Genomic DNA, 20049 nt, shown 5'->3' with positions numbered 1-20049 from the left:
GGTCGCCCGAGCCGACCACCACCCACGCCTCCCCGCAGGAGCCGCTTGTGACACCCACGCAGCCACAGCCCCCTCCCTCGTCCACCGCGGCCGCGGCCGCACCGCACGTCTGGGCGGACATGACCGTCGAAGTGGCCCTGGCGGTCATGAGCGGAGCCCGTACCTCGCACCTGGTCATCCGTGACGGCGACGGACGCCGCACCGGCCTCGTCACCCGGGACCAGCTCGCCGGCTTCCGCGCCAGTTCCGCGTACACCGACCGGGTACGACTGAGCGAACTCCACCACCCGGACACTCCGCACCGGTCCGGTCCGCCCCTCCCTTCGCCCTGTGAGGTCCCATGCGCTGTGTGATCGCCCGCTTCCCGTTCGAGCTGACGAAGAACGGTGTCCTGGAGGCGATGAAGGGCGTCAAGCCCGAGCCGGTGTCCGGTGCGTTCGTGACCATCGGACGCCGCGACTACCCCGCCAAACAGGTCGGCGCGGTCATCACCCGCCAGGACCGCCGTGACTTCGGTGTCGGCGAGGTCCTGCGGGCCATGACCCGGCTCGGCTTCGCCTGCGGCACCCGCCCGGCCGCCTCCTCCCCGGCCGCCGTCCACCACCCCGTCCCACAGGCATCGGCCTTCCTGGGCACGCCCCCCGCGGCCTGACGACCGGCGGACGGGCGCACGCACGCCCCACAGGGAGGGCCCGACCGGTGCACACCGGTCGGGCCCTCCCCACGTCCTGCGCCGCCCCGGCGGGCGGCCCGCCCCTCCGGGAACGGTCCCCCTGCGCCCACCCCTCCGGCCGTCAGGGCACCGACACCGGTGCCACGGATGGCAGCATTACCCTCGGTGAACGTGCCGGACCGCCGCCACGGCCACCGGAAGGTTCGACGGAGAGGTGAGAATGACAGCAGACGATCCGCTCGGCCGTCTCGACGACGACGACTACCCCGCCTACACGATGGGCCGGGCCGCCGAGATGATCGGTACGACGCCCGGCTTCCTCCGTGCCCTGGGAGAGGCCCGGCTGATCACCCCGCTGCGCTCCGAGGGCGGCCACCGCCGTTACTCCCGCTACCAGTTGCGCATCGCGGCCCGCGCCCGGGAACTCGTCGACCAGGGCACCCCCATCGAGGCCGCCTGCCGCATCATCGCCCTTGAGGACCAGCTCCAGGAAGCCCAGCGCATCAACGAGGAGTACCGCCGCGCGGCGGACGGCCCCCGTCCCCCCGAGACCGACTGACCGAGGGACACCGCCCCCGACGGCCACCGAGGAGGAACCCGGCCGCCGGATCCGTGCCGTACCCCCATGCCGCGTTGTCCGGACCTCTCGGGGATCGCCGTACCTCCGCGTGCCCCATCGGCGTTCGGATGCCGGGACCGTGCTCCGGCGACCGCGGCCGGACTCTCCCCCCCCTCCCCCGGAGCACGCACCGGACGCCGCGCGGCCTGCCCTCCCGGCAGACGACGGGAGTTCGAGGACACGGGCTAGGCGGGATCGGTGGTGCCGCCCGGCACGGCCTGCTGATACAGCGCCACCAGCACACCGTGCACGGGCTGGTCCTCCGCGGCTTCCTCGGCGTCGTCGACCAGGCTGGTGAGGGTCTCGCCGAGTTTTCTCGCCTGCGCGGGGCTGAGGCGCAGGTGGCGCAGGGTCAGGTGGGGTTCGATGGGGGAGCGGTCCAGTTCCTGGGCGACCGCGGCGAGCATCGCGGCGGTGCCTGCCGCCTGAGGCTCGGCGACGACCATGCGGCGGGCCGTGCGCTGGTAGTACTGCTCGGTGCCGCCGCGGACCTGGCGGGCCTCGACGGCCGCGGTGGCCGTGCAGCCGAGGTGGCGCAGCAGGGAGGCCAGGTAGACGTCGCGCACCTGCCGGTCGGGCAGGTCGAGGGCGCGGGCGAGACCGGTCGCCAGGAGGCAGGACCGTACCGCCTTCTCCGGCGGCTGCCCCGTGCCGAGGTCGGTGGCCACCGACAGGGCGGCCAGCAGCTCCGTCAACCGCAGTCGATCCCGCATGGTCACTCCCCGGGTGTGGGGGCGTGTCCATTCTCCCACCTCCCCCGCACCCGGCGCCGGGCCACGGGCCGTGGCGTGGGTGCGGGCCATGGCCCGGGGTCGCGCGCCGCCTCCGCGCCACCTGCCTCTTCTCGTGCCGGCCGCGCGTCGCGGTCGAAGTCGGCGAGCGGGGGCGGGGCGACCTGGGCGAGGGCGGCGCGGACGGCCTCGGGCCGGGCGGCCGGGCGGCCGGGCGGCCGGGCGGCCGGGCGGCCGGGGAGCGGCGACGGCCGGGAGGCGGTGCTCATGCGGCTTCGGCCCTCTCCTCTCCTCCGCTCCACCGTGCCGTGAACGCTCCCGTCGTCCCTGTTCGCCGCCTGAGTAAAGTCATCGTCAAGCCATCGCCACACGTGGGCCTCTCGCGCGCCCTCGTCGACTTCCCAGGGAGATCCGTCGTGCCCACTCCGAGGATGAGCAGTACGCCGCTGCCCGGGATCGGGGTCCGCTACGACCTCACCACGCGTGAACACCGCCGCCTCTCGGTGGTCGCGCGTCGTGACGGCGGGCGGATACTCAACGCCTACCACCGGGACGACCCCGACGAGTGCGCGCTGTCGGTGAAGCTGACCTCCGGCGAGGCGGAGGCGCTGATCGACGCGCTGATGCCCTCGCACCACAGCCCGAACCTGCTGTCGACCACGGACCTCGGCCTGGTCGCGGAGCGCGTCGAGCTGTCCTCGACCTCGTACTGGAACGGGCGGCTGCTCGGCGAGACCCGGATGCGGACGGAGACCGGGGTGTCGATCGTCGCGGTGCTGCGCCGGTCCGGCGCGGTGCCCTCCCCGGGGCCCGAGTTCCGGCTGGCCGGCGGCGACGTCCTCATCGTGATCGGCACCCGTGAGGGTGCGGAGGCGGCCGCCTCGATCCTGGGCCGGGAGTGATCGCGTGCACTCCTCCGCCCTCTTCCTGATCGAGTTCGGTGCGATCATCCTCGGCCTGGGGCTCCTCGGCCGCTTCGCCGGACGCTTCCGGTTCTCCCCCATACCCCTCTACCTGCTGGCCGGGCTCGCCTTCGGCGAGGGCGGTCTGCTGCCCCTGGGCGCGAGCGAGGAGTTCGTCGCGATCGGCGCCGAGATCGGCGTCATCCTGCTGCTGCTGATGCTGGGCCTGGAGTACACGGCCAGCGACCTGGTCACCAACCTCAAGACCCAGTACCCGGCCGGCCTGGTCGACTTCGCCCTCAACGCCCTGCCCGGCGCGGCCATGGCCCTGCTCCTCGGCTGGGGTCCGGTCGCCGCCGTCGTCCTGGCGGGCGTCACCTGGATCTCCTCCTCCGGCGTCATCGCCAAGGTGATGGGCGACCTCGGCCGCCTCGGCAACCGTGAGACCCCGGTCGTCCTGAGCATCCTGGTCCTCGAAGACCTCGCCATGGCCGTGTACCTGCCGATCATCACCGCCCTGCTCGCCGGGGTGAGCCTGGCCGCCGGAAGCCTCACCCTCGCCATCGCCCTCGGCGTCGCGGGCCTGGTGCTCTTCCTCGCGGTCCGCTTCGGACGGGTCATCTCCCGCTTCGTCTCCAGCGACGACCCCGAGAAGCTCCTCCTCGTCGTCCTCGGCCTGACCCTGCTGGTCGCGGGCATCGCCCAGCAGCTCCAGGTCTCCGCCGCCGTCGGCGCCTTCCTCGTCGGCATCGCCCTCTCCGGAGAGGTCGCCGAGGGAGCGCACAACCTGCTCAGCCCGCTGCGGGACCTGTTCGCCGCCGTCTTCTTCGTCTTCTTCGGCCTGCACACCGACCCCGCCAGCATCCCGCCCGTGATCCTGCCCGCGCTCGCGCTGGCCGTGGTCACCGCCGGCACGAAGATCGCCACCGGCTACTGGGCCGCCAAACGCGCCGGGATCTCCGTCAAGGGCCGCTGGAGGGCCGGGGGCACGCTCGTCGCCCGCGGCGAGTTCTCCATCGTGATCGCCGGCCTCGCCGTCACCGCGGGCATCGAACCGGCCCTCGGGCCGCTGGCCACCGCGTACGTCCTCGTCCTGGTCGTCATCGGGCCGCTCACCGCCCGCTACACCGAACCGATCGCCACCCGCCTCACCGGCCGGCGCCGAAAGGCCCCGCTGGTCCAGGCACCGGCGGAGGAGGTGCTGGAGCCCGCGGACAACAGTGCCGCGGGGAGGGCGTGAGCGCGGCCGGGAGGCGGCCTCCGATCCCCACGTCCACGCGGGTCACGGCGGAGGGGGCGTGCCCTGCCGTACGTCGGTCACCGGCCCGGGCCGGAAGGTCAGGGCGCCGGCGAAGCGGGTGAGGAGCGGGCCGGCGATGGCGAGGAGGAAGACGTACGCCGTCACCAGCGGGCCCAGCGTGCCGTGCGTGGTCCCGACGAGGCCGACGACGACGAGGGAGAACTCGCCCCGGGCGATGAGCGCGGTCCCGGCCCGCCACCGCCCCCGTCGGCCCACCCCGTCGCGGGAGGCCGCGTACCGGCCGACGACCACCTTCGTGACGAGGGTGACGGCGGCGAGGGCGAGCGCGGCGGGCAGCACGGGCAGCAGGTCGTCGGGGTCGACGGAGAAGCCGATCGCCAGGAAGAACACGGCGGCGAACAGGTCCCGCAGGGGGCTGAGCACGGCCCGGGTACGGGTCGCGGTCTCCCCCGTCAGGGCCAGCCCGACGAGGAAGGCGCCGACGGCCGCCGAGGCGTGGACGAACTCGGCCAGCGCGGCGACGATCAGGGTGAGGCCGAGGACGCGCAGCAGCAGCTGCTCGGCGTCGGGGTGCGCGACGAGGCGCCCGAGGTGATGCCCCCACCGGTACGAGACGGTGAAGGCGGCCAGGACCGCGCCGACCGCGACGAGGACGCCCAGGACCGCCTGCCACCACACGCCCCCGGAGGCCAGGACGGCGAGCACGGGCAGGTAGAAGGCCATGGCGAGGTCTTCGAGGACCAGCACCGACAGGACCGCCGGCGTCTCCCGGTTGCCGAGCCGGTGCAGGTCGGACAGCAGGCGGGCGACGATGCCCGAGGAGGAGATGTACGTGGCGCCGGCCAGGGCGAGGATCCCGACGCCGTCCAGACCGAGCAGCCATCCGGCCACCGCGCCCGGGGCGGCGTTCAGCACCACGTCGAGCACGGCCGAGGGCACGTGCCGCCGCAGCCCGACCGCGAACTCCTGCAGCGAGAACTCCAGGCCGAGGACCAGGAGCAGCAGGACGACCCCGATGGCGGCGCCGGTCCCGACGAACTCGCCCGCGGCCGGGACCGGGGCGATACCGCCTTCCCCCACGGCCAGGCCCGTGAGCAGGTAGAGCGGGATCGGTGACAGGGTGAGGCGCCGTGCCAGCGCCCCGAGCACGCTCAGGGCGGCCAGGATGACGCCGAGCTCCAGCAGCAGGGCGACCGGCGTCTCCACGGCACTCAGCCCCGGATGATCTGTTCCACGCCCGCGATGCCCTCGTGCGTACCGATCACCACCAGGACGTCACCTCCCCGCAGGACCGTCCTCGGGGTGGGCGAGGCGATCACCTCCTCGCCCCGCACCACCGCCACGACCGACGCCCCGGTCCGGGTCCGCGCCCGCGTGTCGCCCAGCGGCCTGCCGTCGTACGCGCTGCCCGCCCGCACCTCGACCTGCCCCGACGCCAGGCCCGGCACCTCCTTCGTGAGGTCCGCGAACCGCTCCGCGATCCGCGGGGCGCCCAGGATCTCCGCGACCGCGTCGGCCTCCTCGTCGTTGAGCTCGAACACCGACCGGCCCTCGTCCGGATCGTCCGCCCCGTAGACGACCACCTCGAAGTCGCCCGTACGCCGGGCCACCACACCGATCCGGTCGCCCCGGTGGTTGGTGAACTCGTAACGCAGGCCCACGCCGGGCAGCAGCACCTCGGTGACGTCCATCCACCCATCGTCCGGTGACCCTCCGGGCACGGCACCCGTGGAGGGGCCGGGCGGGTACACCCGGGACCCGGTACGAGGCCGGCCGCTCCTCACGGCCTCCCCGTCATGCGCCGGTCCGGCCATGCGCGGCCGCGTGCGAGCGGGAGATCACCCGCGCCCGTCCCGCTCCCCTGTTCGGGCGGATGCTTCCGCCGTACAGCCGTGCGGCGGTGCCGTACGGAAGGCGCGGCGGCGAAGGGGCGCGCACGGTGATCGCATGACAGGTCATCGAAAGACATGGCTGGGCACCGTCGTCCTGCTCGCCCTCGCCCCGGTTCTCGCCATGGCGCCGACGGCGGCGGGCACCACGCCTCCGGGGCCTTCCTGCGCCACCACCCACGAGCCTTCCGGGAGGCAGGCCCGCGAGATCGCCGGCATCGTGCGGGAGGTCCGCCGGGAGCTCGGTCTGAAGGCCGTCCTCGCCAAGGTGACGGTCGGCGGCCGGGAGGTCGTCACCACGGCCGACGGCGAGGCGGTGGCCGGTGTCGCCGCCACCCCCGACCGGCGCTTCCGCGCGGGCGGCGTGGCCATCGGGTACCTGAGCACGATCCTCCTGCAGCTCGTCGACGAGGGCCGGGCCGATCTCGACGCGCCCGTGTCCCGCTGGCTGCCCGGCCTGAAGCACGGCGACCGGATCACGCTGCGGATGCTCGCCAGTTCCACCTCGGGCCTGTACGACTACGTGCCGGACCCCGGCTTCCTCAAGGCCCTGCACGACGACCCGTTCCGCCCGTGGACGTCCCGGGAGGTCGTCGGCATCTCGCTGCGGCAGCCGCTCTGGTACACGCCGGGAACCAACTGGAACTACTCCCACGCCAACTTCCACCTGCTCGGCGCCGCCCTGGAGAAGATCACCGGCACCCACCTCGACAGGCTGATCCGGGAACGGATCGTGCGCCCCCTCCACCTGCGCGCGACCACCAACAGCTTCACCCCGGAGATGCCCGGGCCGGTGCTGCACGCCTTCAGCAACGAACGGGGCCTCCACGAGGAGTCCACCTACTGGAACCCGTCCTGGACGATCCACCCCGGATCCGTCCTGACCTCGGACATCTGCGACGTGGCACGCTCGGCGGAGGCCATCGGATCGGGCGAGCTGATCTCGGAGGAGGCGTACCGGACGCTCCTCGACCCCGGGACGGTCGGCAAGGGCGGCCCGACCGCCACCTGCCCCGCCACCGTGTGCCGGGCGCAGACGGAGGCCTCCCACTACGGGCTCGGCATGGTCGTCAAGGACGGCTGGGTGTTCCAGAACCCGCTGTTCTCCGGGTACGGCGAGACGATGGCGTACCTGCCGGAGAAGAAGGTGGCGATCGCCGTGGCCACGACCATCGGGCCCTCCTCCCCCGCCACGAACACCTCGGAGGCCGTGGCGTCCCGCATCGCGGCCGTGGTCGCGCCGGGCCACCCCCTGTTCGGCCGGGGCTGACGGGGGCGCGCTGCCCGGAAGTGGCCCCCTGCCTCCCACGCGGCCCCAGGTCAGGGGCCTGGGGCCGCGTCGTCATGACACGTCAGGTCATGTAGTTGTGGACCGGCGAGAACTGCGGTGTCGGGGGCGGGCCCTCCGCGCCGACGGCCTGGAGGGCGGGGGCGAGACGCTCCTTGACGAATCGCTTCGCCTCCTCCTCCGACTCCCAGAGCTCGATGACCCTCCAGCCGCCGCTGGGGCTCGGTCCCGCGGCGTGGAAGATGCCGCCGGCGGGCTTGTCCCGCAGGCCCAGCCGCTCCCGGGCCCTGTCGTAGATCTCCTGTGAACCGTGGGGGTTGTCCAGGAGCATGACGATCGTCATCACTGCCTCCTCATGGTCGGGCGTCTGTGTTCCGTGGGGTCATGTGGTGTGCGTGAGAGGGGTGCCGATCTCCGTCCGCAGCGCTTCCAGGAAGGCTTCGGGCTGTTCGAAGGCGGGGTCGTCGGCGGCGTTCTCGATCACGTGCAGCGGCCATCCGTGACGGGCGCTCGCGGCCTCCGCCACCTTCAGCCCGACCTGGAGGTCGTGCCGTCCGCAGATCAGGGCCGTGGGCACCGGGATGCGGGCCAGGTCGGCCGCCGGGATCGGGGCCATCGCGAAGGCGGGCATGAGGCCGCGCAGAACGGCCTTCTGGTCGCGTGTGCGGGCGCCGCCGAGCATGTACGCCTCCATCAGCTCCATCTGCTCGCCGAGCTGCCGGCGCAGCGCGCCCAGGTCGACCATGCAGGCGTCCATCAGCTGGTCCCGGGAGCGTTCCGTGGGCCGCGCCACGAAGCGGACCATCGCGAGGGCGAACTTCGGAGCGGGGCGGAAGCGGGCGAGGCCGTACGCGTCCACCAGGACCAGGCGGGCGAGCCGGTCCCCGTGGTCGCAGGCGAACCGGGCGGCGATCGCGCCGCCGAGCAGGTGGCCCGCCAGGACGGGCCGCGAGGCGCAGGTCCGCTCGATCAGCTCGCCGAGCCAGCTGAGGACGCGGTCGGCCTTCAGGGGGCCTTCGCCCGGTCCGGAGGCGCCGTGGCCGGGCAGGTCGGGGGCGATCACGCGATGCGTCTCCATCAGGTCCGGCATCACGCGCATCCAGGTCGCGGCGAACTCACCCGCGCCGTGCAGGAGGACGAGCGGTGGTCCTTCGCCTCCTTCCAGTACGGCCGTCGGGATGCCGGCCGGGTCGATGCGTCGTTCCGTGGCGGGGAAGCCGGCGAGGAGCCGTTCGCGGATCTCGTCGCCGGTGGCGGCGGGCTTGGTCATCTCTGCCACCTCCATCCGCTTCCAGCGTCCTCGGGGCGGCGGCGGGCGGCATCGACCGGAATCACCAATCCGGCCAGGGGACGAGGCGTGGTTCTTTCCGACCACGCCGGTCCGACCACGCCGGTCCGACCGCGCCGGTCCGACCACACCGGCGTCAGACCAGGTGGTGCTCGTGCGCCTTGGCGCTCGCCGCCGTCCGGGAGTCCACGTCCAGCTTGGCGAAGATGTTCTGGAGGTGCCGGGCGACGGTGTGCTCGCTGATGACGAGAGCGGCGGCGATCTCCCGGTTGCGCTTCCCGGCCGCGACGAGCCGCAGCACGGCCTGCTCCCGCGCCGTCAGCCCCAGTACGGGACCGGCCGTCTCTCGCGCACCCGAGGTGATCGCGTCGACCCGCGCCACGTCCGGCCCCGCCCCGAGCCGCTCGAACTCCGCGCGGGCCGCCTCCAGTTCGAGGGCCGCCGTCTCCTCGTCGCCCAGCGCCCGGCACGCCCTGCCGAGGTGCGTGCGCGTCCGCGCGGTCTCGTACGGGGCGTCCAGCTCCTGCCATCCCCGCTCGGCCTCGCGGAGGGCGATCAGGGCGGACCGTGCGTCACCGGCCGCCAGCTCGACCGCGCCGCGGGCGGTCGCCGCGATCACCCGCAGGACGCGGCACCGGTACTTCTCCGCGATCGTCCCGAGCTCGTCACAGGCGTCGCGCGCCGTCTCCGTGTCGCCCGCGGCCAGCGCGATCTCGACGCGGGCGGGCAGCAGCCGCGCCCGGTCCAGGGGCTCGGTGGTCTCGTCGGCCACCCGGCGGATCGCGGCGGCCGCGGCGGCCCCGTCCCCCTGGGCCAGGCGCAGCAGGGCGAGGCCCGGCTGCGGGTCCCCGCCGACCCGGCCGGCGTCCCGGTACGCCTCCTCGGCCGCCCCGAGCGCCCCTCGCAGGCGGTGGATCTCCGCCTGTTGGCAGAGGGCCTGGGCGGCCCCGGCCGGGTGCGCCTCCTGCCGGAACAGCTCGCCCGCCCGTTCCGCCTCCACCAGCGCGTCCGGCCACGCGCCGTGCAGCTGCATGATCGCGGCACGGTTCAGGTGGCACCGGCCGCTGAAGGCCACCAGGTCGGGCTGCCGCTCGCACCAGGACGTCAGCGCCTCCGTCCACTCCTGGACGCGGCGGAGCTCGTACACCGCGCCGCAGACGTCGATCACCTCGCAGTAGACGACGCCGGTGACGATGGGGGAGAGGTCGCCCGAGACGGCGGCCACCATGGCCTCGTCGAGGAGTCCGAGCCCTTCCTCGACCCGGCCCTCCCTGACCAGGGAGTGCCCCTGCTCGTTCAGGGCGAGGGCGAGGAGGTCCGCGTCCCCGAACCGTTCCGCGATCGCGGCGGCCCTGGCCGCCGTGGCGCGGGCGCCGGCGTGGTCGCCGCCGGCCCGCTGCGCCTCGATGACCGGGATGAGCAGATAGCCCTCCTCGGCGCAGGCGTCCTCCTCCGCGTCGACCAGCCGCCGCGCCCGCCCGAACCATCCGCCGGCGCGGCCCGTCTCCCCCCTGTACGCCAGATCGGCCCCCGCCCAGAAGGCGCAGCGCACCGCCCGCAGCGGCCGCCCGGCCTCCAGGTACGCGCCGTACGCCCGCTCCGCCACGCCCACCATCTCCTCGTGACGGCCGGTCAGATGGGCGGCCATGGCGAGGAGTTCGAGATCCTCGGGCCCCAGCGGGGTCAGCCGGTCCGCGCGTTCGAGCGCCTTGTGGGCCTCGGCCCACCGCCGTCCGGCGAAGGCCGCCCGGCCACGCTCAAGATCGCCGGTCACGGCCACGGGGGACGCCTTCCCCGGTCTGTTCCATGACACCTCCCGAGACGCGCACCTCAATTTTAGGAGAGGGGCGGAAGGCGTTCCATTCGTACGCCGCCGCCTCGCATGCCCACGCTCGTACGCCGCCGCCTCGCGCGCCCGCGCGATCAGTCCGGCCGCAGCACCCCCTCCGGGTCGTACCGGTGCCGCACCCGCGCGAGGCGGGCGGCGGTCTCCGCGTCGAACGCCTCCGCCCGCCGGTCGTGGTCGTCGTGGTCGAGGAAGTTCACGTGGACGCCGCTCCGGTACGGGACGAGGGCGGTGACGAAGTCCCTGGCCCAGGCGCGCTCCGCGGGGCCGATGGGCTGGTGGGGCGGCCAGACCGCGTTGACGTCGAGCTCGTGGGGCACGTCGCGCCGGGTGAAGGCGGTGGCGGCGGGGTCCTGGTCGGCGATCGCGCCGCCGAGGTGGAAGAGGAGGGCGTGGCTGCGCGTCGACTGGGCCCAGGCGGCCCGCTCGACCAGGGTGTCGATCACGGGGTCGGCGAGCTCGCGCAGACCGGTCGACTTCCAGTAGTAGTGCCAGCCCGCCGGGACGCCGGTGTCGAGCATGGTCTGGAGGCCGGTTTCCAGGACGCCACCGTCACCCGCACCACCCGCACCGTCCGCTGCGCCCCGGCCCGCGAGTGGGTGGAGGCCTTCCTCGGCTCCGCGCCCCTCCCGGCCATCGCCCCGCCCGACCGGGACCGGATCTCCTCGGAGGTCTCCCAGGGACTGACCCCGTGCCTCGCCAACGGCCTCGCCTTCTCCGTCACCGCGAACGTCGCTCTCGCCCGGCGCGCTGCCGGGTAGGCCGTGAACGGGACGGCGGCCCGGGAGGAGGGTCCTCCCGGGCCGCCGTGGAGCGAGCGGTTCCGCTCAGGGGTCGGTCAGGCGATGTACCGGCGTCAGGCGATGGACCAGCCGAAGGCGGCGCCGGCGGCGAAGATGCCGTTCTGGCCCGGCTGGTGGGTGGTGACCGGACCGGTGGGGCCGGTGCGGCCGGCGGTGACGTTGCCCCACGGGAGGGCGTACGCGGCGCCGTACGGGGCGGTGTTCGGGACGCCGACGCGCAGGGCCGCGTCCGAGGCGGAGAGGTGCGCGCCGACGGCGTGACCGGCCGTGGGGGTGCCGCCGAGACCGGAGGCGTCGCCCGCCTGGATCCACTGGTCGGTGTCGCCGGGGACACCGAGCGGGTCGAAGGTCTGCACCGCTCCGGCGTCCGCGACGCCGCCGACGTCCTTGCCCGGGATGCCGACCGCGAGCACGAGGGTCTCGGGCGCGGCGGGGGCGTCGGGGGCGAGGTTGGCGAGCGCCAGGGCCGCGCCGAAGCGGTCACCGGTCTCGGCCGTGCCGGCCACGCCCGCCGTCTCGGCGTTGACCGAGGCGGTGCGGGTGACGGCGCCGTCCGCGCTGATACGGAACGTGTGGACGGCACCGGCCCGGTCGACCGGGGTCGTACCGGCCGTCAGGCCCTCGCCGGGCGAGCCGACGGCGAGGACGGTGTCGGTCGCCTGGGCCCCGGCGGACGGCACGACGGCGACGGCGGCGAGGGAGGCGCCGAACAGGTCACCGGCCTCGGCGAGGCCGCTGACGATCGGGTCGCTCTGGTTGAAGCCCCGGACGGGGGTGGGCAGGCCCTCGGCGGTCGGCGCGTGGGAGAGCACCTGCACGGCGCCCGCGTCGGCCTCGGTGCCGACGCCCTCGTTCGGGGTGCCGATCACGAGGTGGTTCGGGGAGGCGGCGAGGGTCGAGCCGAACCGGTCGCCGGCCTCGACGTCACCGGCCATGCCGGGCTTGCCCTGGTCGACGAGCACGCTGGGGGCGGCCCCCCGCAGGTAGTAGACGACGCCCGCGTCCGCGAGGGCGTCGCGGTCCTCGCCGGGCACGCCGATCGCCAGGTACGGCTCGTCCTGCGCGGTGTGGCCGACGGCGAGGGAGTGGCCGAAGCGGTCACCGGCGTCGGGCTTCGACGCCTTGATCGCGCCGTCGCCCGTGCCCTGGATCAGGTTGAGGGGGGCCTTGCCGGTCCCCAGGCCGCCGGGGGCGCCGTGGAGCACGCTGACGACGCCGGCCTGGGCCTCGGTGCCCACGCCCTCGCCGGGGGTGCCCACGACGAGGTCCATGCAGCCGTCCATGTCCTGGTCGAAGGTCGCCAGGGTCTCGCCGAAGCCGTCGCCCTCCTCGGCGGCGCCGGGGACGATCGCGAGGTCCTGGTGGAAGGTGGCGGTGCCCTTGCCCCCGCCGTAGACCACGCGGACCAGACCGGCTCCGGCCTTGCCCGCGACGGTGGCCTTCGGGTCGCCGACGGCGGTGTCCTCGAAGCCGTCGCAGTTGAAGTCGGTGACCGTGGCCCGCTGCGGCTGGGTCGGCAGGTCGATCCTGAGCCGGGGGGTGACCGCGCCGTCGTACGTGATGGACGTGCCGGTGTTCTTCAGCAGGTCCTCCAGCTCCGCGATGCTCCTGTTGGGGTGGGCCTGGCGCAGGACGGCGAGGGCGCCGGCCACGTGCGGGGCCGCCATCGAGGTGCCGTTCTTGGAGGCGAAGCCGCCGCCGGGCACGGAGGAGACGATGGTGGTGCCGGGCGCGAGCAGGTCGAGCAGCGGGCCCCGGTTGGAGAAGGTGGAGAGCTGGTCGTCGTCGGTGGTGGAGCCGACCGTGAGCGCGGAGGAGACGCAGCCGGGCGCGTTGACCGCGTTCGGGTAGCCGTTGTTGCCGGCCGCGACGACGGTGGCGACGCCCTCGGCGTAGAGCCGGTCGATGACGGGCCTGCGCGGGTCGGAGCCGCAGGCCGTGGTCCAACGCCCGCCGCCCAGCGACATGTTGGCGGCGATGATGTCGGCGCCGGCCTTCTTCATGGCCGAGACCTTCTCCAGCGCCTTGATCTGCGAGCTGGTGAAGCTGAGCACGCAGGGGCTGCCGCCGGGGCCGCAGTAGCTGTCGGAGGTGAACTTGGAGAACACCTGCATCGCGATGACGTTCGCGCCGGGGGCGACGCCGCGCGCCGGTGCGCCGGGCACTCCCGTCCCGTTGCCGGCGGCGATGCCGGCCACGTGGGTGCCGTGCGAGCAGCCGGAGCCCACGGTGGCGCACGGGCCGCTGTCGGCGTCCGCGCTGCCGGTGCCCTCCTGCTGCTCGGCGCCGTTCGGGCAGAGGCTGGTGGCGCCGTAGTTCGCGTCGTTGACGGAGAAGCACGCCTCGGCCGTGACCCGGCCGGCCAGGAACGGGTGCCCGGTGGCGACGCCGGTGTCGAGGATCGCGAGGGTGCTGCCCGCGCCGGTCTTCCCGGCGGCCGCGGCCACGTCACTGCCGATCTTGGCGGTGGACTCGTCCAGGGTGGGCGGCACCGGTATGTCCTCGGTGACGCTGACGACACCGGGCATGGCGCTCAGCTCGTCCAGACCGGCGCGGTCCACGCGCAGGGTGACCAGCGGCATCGTCTCGTAGGAGACCAGGACCTCCCCCGCCTCGGCGGCGGACGAGAGGTCGTCGCGGCCGTCCGTGAGGACGTTGACGCGGACGGTGCCGCCGTCCTGGGTCTCGTCGAACAGCGGCGGGTCGACCGGGCCGTTCTCGGAGGCGAAGGCGGGGCTCATGTCCGACAGCGGGCCCGGGCCCACGGGGATCGCGGTGAGCACGGCCGCCGCCGCCGAGGCGGCCACCATGGACCAAACGGGTCGCTTCACAGGGGGGCTCCATCGAGAAGTGTGGGAGGTGAGGTACGGGGCGGGGAGGAGGTGCGGAGCGGGGCGGGGCCGCCGGTTCGTCAGCGGCCCGGCCCGCTCGGTTCCGTCAACTCACCCGGAACTGCTGGGGGTTGATCGCCTGATCGTCTGAGCGCCGGATCGGCGACTCATCGCGTGGCGTAGGCGCCGTTCTTCGGGCTTCCGCCGTAGAGCACGCCGGTGTAGTAGGTGTAGGCCAGCTTGTTGCAGGTGTCCCGCTTCCACCAGGCATAGGCCGGGCAGGTGTTGTAGCGCATCAGGTTGTAGAACGCGACGTCGCTGGCGATGCCCTTGTTGCGGTCCAGGTAGTAGCTGTAACCCTTGTAGGCGTTGCCGATGGTTCCGTAGGCGTAGTCGTGCGCGTCGCACGCGGCGCGGAAGTCGAAGCCGAGGGGCCTGTCGTACGAGTCGGTGCAGTGGTCGTAGAAGACACCGCGGACCCAGTAGCCGGTGGGCGTCTTCTTCCAGGACGGCCACCTCCAGCCGTAATGGGCGACCGCGGTGCTGCAGTTGCCCCACCACCGGATCCACGCCATCGGGGAGGAGCAGGAGCGCGGGTTGGCCTGCGGGTCGGTGATCTCCCCGTCGACGAAGTTCTCGGCGGGCGGGCTGACCCCGTCGGGCTGTTCCTGGCCGGGCGCGATGGAGCCGGCGTCCGGGAGGACACCGCTGGTCTCGACTGCCTGCGGGGCGGCGGCGTCGCCGCTGAACGTCAGCTCCCAGTCGCCGCCGGCGCCGCTCGTCAGGGTCGAGAGGCGGTCGTCGCCGTCGTAGGTGTAGGAGCTGAGCTCGCTGCCCTCGGCGGGGTTGGTGACCTCGCGGAGCAGACCGGAGGCGTCGTAGCTGTAGCGGGCCAGCGTCTGGACGGTCTGGCCGCTGGTGACCGTGATGTCCTTGACCTGGCCGGCCACGTCGCCGAGGGTCGCGCCCGTCGCGGTGGTCGCGGTGGCGTAGGTCACGGCGAGGGACTGCGCGGGGGCCTCGCCGCGGGAGGGCTCGCTGACGGTGGCGACGCGGCCCTGGGCGTCGTAGGAGATCGCGGTGGGCTTGTACGCCTTGTTGCCGACGCTCGTGACGCGCCAGGTGTCACCGGTGCCGGACACCTGCTTCCAGGTGTAGGTGGGCTTGAGGTCGGCCGCCGGGATGGGGTTGCCGTCCGCGTCGACGGGGACGTCGTCGCCCTCGACCGCGGTGGCCAGGTCGACGTTCAGCGTCTCGGTGATGCTCGACCTCATCTCACCGGCGAGGTCGTCCCACACCACGTTCTCGACCAGGGTCGAGCCGTCGGACGCCGTGTAGGTGTTGATGCTGCCGCCGCCCGGACCGTCCATGGACTCGGTCAGCTCGTAGCGGGTGGACGCGCCGCTGTCCAGGTCGCTGGTGGTGATCGACCCCGAGTCCTGGACCAGCGTGCGGTTCAGCTGGCCACCGACGAACTCGGCTTCCCAGCTGGGACCGAAGACTCCGAGGTCGGAGCGGTTGCCAGGTGCGTCCTGGGCCTGTGAGATCCCCTGCGCCTGGCCGGTGACGGTGTGCGTACGGCCCATGAGACCGACCGCGACGTCGTTCTCGAAGACCTGGTAGCTGTCGGTCTCGGACTGGTACACGCCGGGGCCGATGTTCTGGATCTCGCCCGCGGCGAGGGGCGCGCTGGGCACCTCCTCGGCGGAGGCGGAGGCCGAGAACTGCTGCGGGAGCAGCAGGGCCATGGACACGGCGGCCACGATGGGGAGCGCGGATCTGCGCATGACGGACCTTTCGGAGGGGAGCAGGGAAGGACGAAGCACGGGGTGACACGGCCACGCGCCGGGGCGCGCGGGCGTGATCAGGGCATGACAGAGCAGGGGGGGCGGCGCCGACCGGTGAGGGGGCGTCCGCTTTCAGGCGTCCGGGTTCAGACGTCCGGGTTCACGGGGTACGGGTTCACGGGGTACGGGGACGGCGGCTCCGCGCGGCGGGACCGGGCCGTCTCGGCGATGCGATCGGCCCATTCCCGTACGGACGGGGGGACTTGGGGCGCGGTCCGGGCGGTCTCCGCCATCCGGACCCACAGGCCCTCCTCGCACCACTGGCCGAACCGCCGGTGGGCGTTCTGCCAGGAGACCGGGAAGCTCTTCGGCAGCGCGCGCCAGGACTCGCCGCTCACCAGGACGTAGAGGACGGCGGCGAACACGGCCTCCTCGTCCGCCCGGCGGGTGCCGCCGCCCTGGAGACGGATCGCGTCGGCGGGGAGCAGGTGACGTGCGAGCGGCCAGAGCGCCATCGGCGCGAGCCACGAGAAGCGGCCGGTTCCCGGCGCCAGGAGGAAGACGGTGGCTCGATCGGGTCCCACCGGCCGGGCCGGGTGGGCCGGGTGGGAGGGCCTCGGACCGGTCCGTGGCCGCTGCCGGCTCCCGACGAGCGGGCCGGCGGTCAGCTGTCCGCTCCCTCGATGTCGACCGGAGCGGAGTCCCAGCGCCAGTCGGCCTGGTACGTCACGCTGTCGGCCCCGGCGGGTGCGAGGACACCGGCGGCGGTGAACGCTCCCGCGACGAGCGCGGTGGCGGTGACGGCGACGAGCGTGGTGGCCTTGAGACGGCTGAGCATGACCGGATTCCCCCGAGAAGTTGCGACGTTGCTTGCTGACAGGAACCAGTGTTGTCGCAGGTGAGAGGGGTGAGAAGAGGTTCAGGCTGTCCTGGAGGCGACATGTCGGGGATACGACAGGGCGGGCTCCGGCGGGGTGATCGGCGGTATCGGGGAGCGCCGGATCAGGCCGGTTCGTCGATGAGCAGCAGCGGCACCTCGGCCTTGAGGAGGGTCCACGCGTGGACGGCGGGCCGGTCGCGGACGGCGAGGTACCAGGCCGTCGCGGCCAGCCGTTCGGCGGTGTCGAGGTCGGGTGCGCGCAGGTAAAAACCGAGGACGGGGGCGGCGTCGGGGCGCTCGTGCCGGATGACGAGTTCGACTGCCGGTTCGGCGGCGCGGAGGGCGTCCTCAAGGCCCTCCGGCAGCTCGGGGGCCCCGGCCGGGGCCCTCAGGCGCAGGTGCACCAGGTACATGGAATCCTCCCGATTCATTGCCGTGTTCTGCCCGGAAACGGGACGCGCACGTTTCTCCCCGTGCCCCGTTTTCGTCGGATCAGCCAGAAAACTCCGCCCACTTTCATGATCACGGGCCCGTCACGGGCGGGGCGGCCCGACTAGCCTGACGCTCGTACGCGGGTCCGGTGACCCGCGATGGCGTGAAACATTCAGGGGGGAGTGGGCGGCCATGCTCGAACGGCTGGAACTCGACGAGGTGACCGCATCGGTCTACCGGTGCAAACTGGCCAACCCGCAGGACGGAGTTCAGGAACTGGCGCAGCGGCTCGGCCTGTCCGCGGACGAGGTCCGCCGGTCGCTGGCCCTGCTGAGCGAGATGGCCCTGCTGCGGGGCGGCGACACCGATCCCGAGCACGGCCGGCCCATCGACCCGCGACTGGCCCTCCAGCTCCTCCACGCCCGGCAGCAGGCCGAACTCGCCGCCCAGCAGCAGCGCATGGAGGCCACCAGGGCCGCCGTCGTCGAGCTGATGGCCGAGATAGCCGACTCCTCACCGCACGACTCCGGCAAGTCCGGAGTCCGCTACCTGGAGGGCATCGACGCGATCCGCGACCAGATCGAGCTGCTGTCCGCCGGGACCCGCTCCGAGGTGCTGTGCCTCGCGCCCGACTCGTCGATGTCCGAGGCGAGCATCGAGGCGGCCCGTCCGCTGAACCTGCGGAACGTCGAGCAGGGCATCGTCATGCGGACCATCTACCTGGACAGCATCCGCCACGACAACCGGGCCTGGGAGTACGCCAACTGGCTGGAAGGCGTGGGGGCCCACGTCCGTACCAGACCCGTGCTGCCCAACCGCCTCACGATCGTGGACCGGCACAGCGCGCTGGTGGCCGTGGACGCCAGGAACACGGCGGCCGCGGCGGCCCTCGTCACCAGCCCCGGTCTGACCTCCCTGCTGGTGACGCTCTTCGAGCACATGTGGGAGACGGCGACCCCGCTCGGCCCGACCGCCTCCGCGGCCTGCGAACCCGACGCCCTCACCCGCCAACAGCTCGCCGTACTGCGGCTGATGGCCGAGGGACGCACCGACGAGTCCATCGCCCACAGCCTGGGCGTCTCCACCCGGACGGTGGGCCGCGTGATCACCGGCCTCCTCACCCGCCTGGGCGCCAAAAGCCGCTTCCAGGCGGGGATGCGAGCCGTCCAGAGCGGCTACCTCTCGCAGCCGCCGCTCTGACGCGCCACCGGCTCCGCCGCGCATGGTCCTTCACCTTCCCTCCGCCACAGGCCCCCGACGATAGGGCGGTGACGTCCCCGCGGGTCAAGGAAGTGTCTCGGGTGGTGGGGCGAACCGGTGAGGGCAGCCGCGCCCCGGAGAGACGTCGCCGGGGCGCGGCGAGATCGGCTACGGCCTGATGTTCTGGTTCACGTGGAAGAGGTTGTCCGGGTCGTAGGCCCTCTTGACCTCGACCAGGCGGTCGTAGTTGTCCCGGTAGTTGGCCCTGATGCGGTCCTGGTCGTCGCCGGCCATGAAGTTGATGTAGCCGCCTTCCTCCGAGTGCGGTGCGGTCGCCTCGTAGTAGGCGCGTACCCAGGCCGTGTTGGCCTCGTTGGCGGTCGGGTCCGGCCACATTCCGGCGATGACGGTGGCGAAGTTCGCGTCGCGGTAGGCGAAGGCCGTGGCGTCCGGTGCCGTGCGGTGGCAGGCGCCGTCGATGGGGTAGATGTGCACGGTCGAGTTGACGGCGGGCAGCCCCGGGGCGTGTTCGAGGTGGGCGGCGATCGCGTCGTCGGTGAGTTCGGTGACGAAGTTGGCCTTCCAGTAGTGCTGGAGGCCGGGCGGCACCAGGGCGTCGAAGGCGCTGTTGAGCGCCGGGTACGGCATGGGGCCCACGTGCTCCGCGACCACCGGGGCGATGTCGCGGAAGCGCTGGACCGCCCGCTCTCCCTCCTCCGGCGGCCCGGCCCAGCAGGCCACGATCAGGACGAAGGTGTCGCCGTGCCGGTCCGCCGGGATGAACGGCAGCGGCGGGGCGATCTGGAAGGCGGGGAACCCGCCGAGTTCCTCCGGCGCGTCAGCGATGATCTCGCGGAAGGCGCGCAGGACGGTGCCGGCCTCCTCCAGCTCGAAGAGGATGGGCCCTCCGTAGATGTCCTTCACCGGGCTCAGCCGGAACTCCAGCGAGGTCACCGCGCCGAAGTTGCCGCCGCCCCCGCGCAGGGCCCAGAACAGGTCGCCGTTCTCCTCCTCGCTCGCGACGAGGAACCTCCCGTCCGCCGTCACCACGTCCGCCGAGACCAGGTTGTCGCAGCTCAGTCCGAGGCCCCGCGCCAGGTATCCGATGCCGCCGCCGAGGGTGAGGCCTCCGACGCCCGTCGTGGAGATGATCCCGCCGGTGGTGGCCAGGCCGAAGGCGTGCGTGGCCGCGTTGAAGTCGCCCCAGGTGGCGCCGCCCTCCGCGCGCGCCGTCCGCCGCCCGGGGTCGACCCTGACCCCCCGCATGCCGGAGAGGTCGGCGACCACGCCGTCGTCGCAGGTGCCGAAGCCGGGCACGCTGTGCGAGCCGCCGCGCACGGCCAGATCGAGCCCGTTGTCCCGTGCGTAGCCGACCGTCGCCCTCACGTCACCGGCGTTGGCGCACCGCACGACGGCGGCGGGGCGCCGGTCGATCATGGCGTTGTAGACCGTGCGGGCCTCGTCGTACCCCTCGCTGTCGGGGGTGACGACCTCTCCGCGCACCTGTTCCCGCAACCGCTCGATCGTCGCCTTGGCCATGGCCGTCGCTCCTCGCGCCCCCACTGCGCAGGTGCCCGCCCCCTGGCCTGGCCTGATCCAGGCCGCGATTTCAGGTTACG

General features: G+C 73.4%; 22 protein-coding genes. 8 read left to right on the top strand and 14 right to left on the bottom strand.

Annotated elements, in window-relative coordinates; translation table 11 throughout:
* The first annotated feature begins 47 nt into the window (after positions 1–47).
* The 3 genes from QK442_RS20445 to QK442_RS20435 all read left to right on the top strand — a co-directional run bounded on the left by QK442_RS20445 (position 48) and on the right by QK442_RS20435 (position 1232).
* Positions 48–353 carry a CBS domain-containing protein gene (locus QK442_RS20445; protein WP_349239666.1) on the top strand — a complete coding sequence of 102 codons (306 nt, stop codon included), beginning with the start codon at positions 48–50 and terminating at the stop codon, positions 351–353.
* Positions 341–652: an SCO5918 family protein gene (locus QK442_RS20440; protein ID WP_282695435.1), complete on the top strand. Its 312-nt coding sequence runs from the start codon at positions 341–343 to the stop codon at positions 650–652. The genes QK442_RS20445 and QK442_RS20440 overlap by 13 nt, the downstream gene beginning before the upstream one ends.
* Before the next feature lie 241 nt (positions 653–893).
* Positions 894–1232: a MerR family transcriptional regulator gene (locus QK442_RS20435; protein WP_282695434.1), complete on the top strand. Its 339-nt coding sequence runs from the start codon at positions 894–896 to the stop codon at positions 1230–1232.
* Between the two features lie 245 nt (positions 1233–1477).
* Here the strand turns inward: QK442_RS20435 and QK442_RS20430 are convergent, their stop codons facing one another.
* Together QK442_RS20430 and QK442_RS20425 are read right to left on the bottom strand one after the other, a co-directional pair.
* Positions 1478–2005 carry an ArsR family transcriptional regulator gene (locus tag QK442_RS20430; RefSeq protein ID WP_282695433.1) on the bottom strand — a complete coding sequence of 176 codons (528 nt, stop codon included), beginning with the start codon at positions 2003–2005 and terminating at the stop codon, positions 1478–1480.
* Positions 2006–2007: 2 nt separating this feature from the next.
* On the bottom strand, positions 2008–2292 hold the full coding sequence (locus QK442_RS20425; protein WP_282695432.1) for a hypothetical protein: 285 nt from the start codon (positions 2290–2292) through the stop codon (positions 2008–2010).
* A gap of 162 nt (positions 2293–2454) precedes the next feature.
* On the opposite strand from QK442_RS20425, the gene QK442_RS20420 reads away from it, so the two are divergent.
* Positions 2455–2925 carry a TrkA C-terminal domain-containing protein gene (locus QK442_RS20420; protein WP_282695431.1) on the top strand — a complete coding sequence of 157 codons (471 nt, stop codon included), beginning with the start codon at positions 2455–2457 and terminating at the stop codon, positions 2923–2925.
* Between the two features lie 4 nt (positions 2926–2929).
* Complete coding sequence (locus QK442_RS20415) at positions 2930–4165, top strand: cation:proton antiporter (RefSeq protein WP_282695430.1); 1236 nt, start codon at positions 2930–2932, stop codon at positions 4163–4165.
* A 42-nt stretch (positions 4166–4207) separates the two neighbouring features.
* Here the strand turns inward: QK442_RS20415 and QK442_RS20410 are convergent, their stop codons facing one another.
* A complete protein-coding gene (locus QK442_RS20410) occupies positions 4208–5392 on the bottom strand; it encodes a cation:proton antiporter (protein ID WP_282695429.1) in 1185 nt (394 codons plus the stop codon).
* A 5-nt stretch (positions 5393–5397) separates the two neighbouring features.
* Positions 5398–5877 carry a cation:proton antiporter regulatory subunit gene (locus QK442_RS20405; RefSeq protein WP_282695428.1) on the bottom strand — a complete coding sequence of 160 codons (480 nt, stop codon included), beginning with the start codon at positions 5875–5877 and terminating at the stop codon, positions 5398–5400.
* 256 nt (positions 5878–6133) lie between these two features.
* On the opposite strand from QK442_RS20405, the gene QK442_RS20400 reads away from it, so the two are divergent.
* A complete protein-coding gene (locus QK442_RS20400; RefSeq protein WP_282695427.1) occupies positions 6134–7345 on the top strand; it encodes a serine hydrolase domain-containing protein in 1212 nt (403 codons plus the stop codon).
* Positions 7346–7427: 82 nt separating this feature from the next.
* Here QK442_RS20400 and QK442_RS20395 read toward each other — a convergent pair whose 3' ends face one another.
* From QK442_RS20395 to QK442_RS20380, 4 genes are all read right to left on the bottom strand, one after another.
* Entirely contained in the window at positions 7428–7706 is a 279-nt protein-coding gene (locus tag QK442_RS20395) for a hypothetical protein (RefSeq protein WP_282695426.1), read from the bottom strand.
* A gap of 39 nt (positions 7707–7745) precedes the next feature.
* The gene (locus QK442_RS20390) at positions 7746–8633 is read right to left on the bottom strand and encodes an alpha/beta fold hydrolase (RefSeq protein WP_282695425.1); all 888 of its coding nucleotides are present in this window, start codon (positions 8631–8633) and stop codon (positions 7746–7748) included.
* Between the two features lie 154 nt (positions 8634–8787).
* Positions 8788–10431 carry a LuxR family transcriptional regulator gene (locus tag QK442_RS20385; RefSeq protein ID WP_282695424.1) on the bottom strand — a complete coding sequence of 548 codons (1644 nt, stop codon included), beginning with the start codon at positions 10429–10431 and terminating at the stop codon, positions 8788–8790.
* A 143-nt stretch (positions 10432–10574) separates the two neighbouring features.
* Complete coding sequence (locus QK442_RS20380) at positions 10575–11018, bottom strand: BBE domain-containing protein (RefSeq protein ID WP_282695423.1); 444 nt, start codon at positions 11016–11018, stop codon at positions 10575–10577.
* Here QK442_RS20380 and QK442_RS20375 point away from each other — a divergent pair.
* Complete coding sequence (locus QK442_RS20375; protein WP_282695422.1) at positions 10986–11258, top strand: hypothetical protein; 273 nt, start codon at positions 10986–10988, stop codon at positions 11256–11258. The two genes, QK442_RS20380 and QK442_RS20375, sit on opposite strands and share 33 nt — an antisense overlap.
* Positions 11259–11353: 95 nt before the next feature.
* Here QK442_RS20375 and QK442_RS20370 read toward each other — a convergent pair whose 3' ends face one another.
* From QK442_RS20370 to QK442_RS20350, 5 genes are all read right to left on the bottom strand, one after another.
* A complete protein-coding gene (locus tag QK442_RS20370; RefSeq protein ID WP_349239665.1) occupies positions 11354–14131 on the bottom strand; it encodes a S8 family serine peptidase in 2778 nt (925 codons plus the stop codon).
* A 167-nt stretch (positions 14132–14298) separates the two neighbouring features.
* Positions 14299–15918 carry a phospholipase A2 gene (locus QK442_RS20365; protein ID WP_282695421.1) on the bottom strand — a complete coding sequence of 540 codons (1620 nt, stop codon included), beginning with the start codon at positions 15916–15918 and terminating at the stop codon, positions 14299–14301.
* Between the two features lie 146 nt (positions 15919–16064).
* On the bottom strand, positions 16065–16502 hold the full coding sequence (locus QK442_RS20360) for a transposase (RefSeq protein ID WP_282695420.1): 438 nt from the start codon (positions 16500–16502) through the stop codon (positions 16065–16067).
* An 80-nt stretch (positions 16503–16582) separates the two neighbouring features.
* Entirely contained in the window at positions 16583–16756 is a 174-nt protein-coding gene (locus tag QK442_RS20355) for a hypothetical protein (protein ID WP_282695419.1), read from the bottom strand.
* Positions 16757–16920: 164 nt separating this feature from the next.
* Complete coding sequence (locus QK442_RS20350) at positions 16921–17211, bottom strand: hypothetical protein (protein WP_282695418.1); 291 nt, start codon at positions 17209–17211, stop codon at positions 16921–16923.
* Positions 17212–17422: 211 nt separating this feature from the next.
* Between QK442_RS20350 and QK442_RS20345 the strand changes: the two genes are divergently transcribed.
* A complete protein-coding gene (locus QK442_RS20345) occupies positions 17423–18430 on the top strand; it encodes a helix-turn-helix transcriptional regulator (protein ID WP_282695417.1) in 1008 nt (335 codons plus the stop codon).
* A gap of 168 nt (positions 18431–18598) precedes the next feature.
* Here QK442_RS20345 and QK442_RS20340 read toward each other — a convergent pair whose 3' ends face one another.
* Positions 18599–19969 carry an FAD-binding oxidoreductase gene (locus tag QK442_RS20340; RefSeq protein ID WP_282695416.1) on the bottom strand — a complete coding sequence of 457 codons (1371 nt, stop codon included), beginning with the start codon at positions 19967–19969 and terminating at the stop codon, positions 18599–18601.
* Positions 19970–20049: the final 80 nt, after the last annotated feature.

The organism is Streptomyces sp. CC208A, assembly GCF_030010625.1.
Classification (GTDB): Bacteria; Actinomycetota; Actinomycetes; order Streptomycetales; family Streptomycetaceae; genus Streptomyces.
The sequence above is the reverse complement of the archived record's forward strand: the minus strand, read 5'-3'. Positions and strand labels throughout refer to the sequence as shown.

Bases quoted from the DNA above. Each gene is read 5' to 3' on its own strand.
- QK442_RS20390 (WP_282695425.1), bottom strand. From the start codon at position 8,633: ATGACCAAGCCCGCCGCCACCGGCGACGAGATCCGCGAACGGCTCCTC.
- QK442_RS20380 (WP_282695423.1), bottom strand. From the start codon at position 11,018: ATGCTCGACACCGGCGTCCCGGCGGGCTGGCACTACTACTGGAAGTCG.
- QK442_RS20420 (WP_282695431.1), top strand. From the start codon at position 2,455: ATGAGCAGTACGCCGCTGCCCGGGATCGGGGTCCGCTACGACCTCACC.
- QK442_RS20425 (WP_282695432.1), bottom strand. From the start codon at position 2,292: ATGAGCACCGCCTCCCGGCCGTCGCCGCTCCCCGGCCGCCCGGCCGCC.
- QK442_RS20395 (WP_282695426.1), bottom strand. From the start codon at position 7,706: ATGACGATCGTCATGCTCCTGGACAACCCCCACGGTTCACAGGAGATC.
- QK442_RS20440 (WP_282695435.1), top strand. From the start codon at position 341: ATGCGCTGTGTGATCGCCCGCTTCCCGTTCGAGCTGACGAAGAACGGT.
- QK442_RS20435 (WP_282695434.1), top strand. From the start codon at position 894: ATGACAGCAGACGATCCGCTCGGCCGTCTCGACGACGACGACTACCCC.
- QK442_RS20345 (WP_282695417.1), top strand. From the start codon at position 17,423: ATGCTCGAACGGCTGGAACTCGACGAGGTGACCGCATCGGTCTACCGG.
- QK442_RS20400 (WP_282695427.1), top strand. From the start codon at position 6,134: ATGACAGGTCATCGAAAGACATGGCTGGGCACCGTCGTCCTGCTCGCC.
- QK442_RS20365 (WP_282695421.1), bottom strand. From the start codon at position 15,918: ATGCGCAGATCCGCGCTCCCCATCGTGGCCGCCGTGTCCATGGCCCTG.
- QK442_RS20355 (WP_282695419.1), bottom strand. From the start codon at position 16,756: ATGCTCAGCCGTCTCAAGGCCACCACGCTCGTCGCCGTCACCGCCACC.
- QK442_RS20430 (WP_282695433.1), bottom strand. From the start codon at position 2,005: ATGCGGGATCGACTGCGGTTGACGGAGCTGCTGGCCGCCCTGTCGGTG.
- QK442_RS20405 (WP_282695428.1), bottom strand. From the start codon at position 5,877: ATGGACGTCACCGAGGTGCTGCTGCCCGGCGTGGGCCTGCGTTACGAG.
- QK442_RS20340 (WP_282695416.1), bottom strand. From the start codon at position 19,969: ATGGCCAAGGCGACGATCGAGCGGTTGCGGGAACAGGTGCGCGGAGAG.
- QK442_RS20350 (WP_282695418.1), bottom strand. From the start codon at position 17,211: ATGTACCTGGTGCACCTGCGCCTGAGGGCCCCGGCCGGGGCCCCCGAG.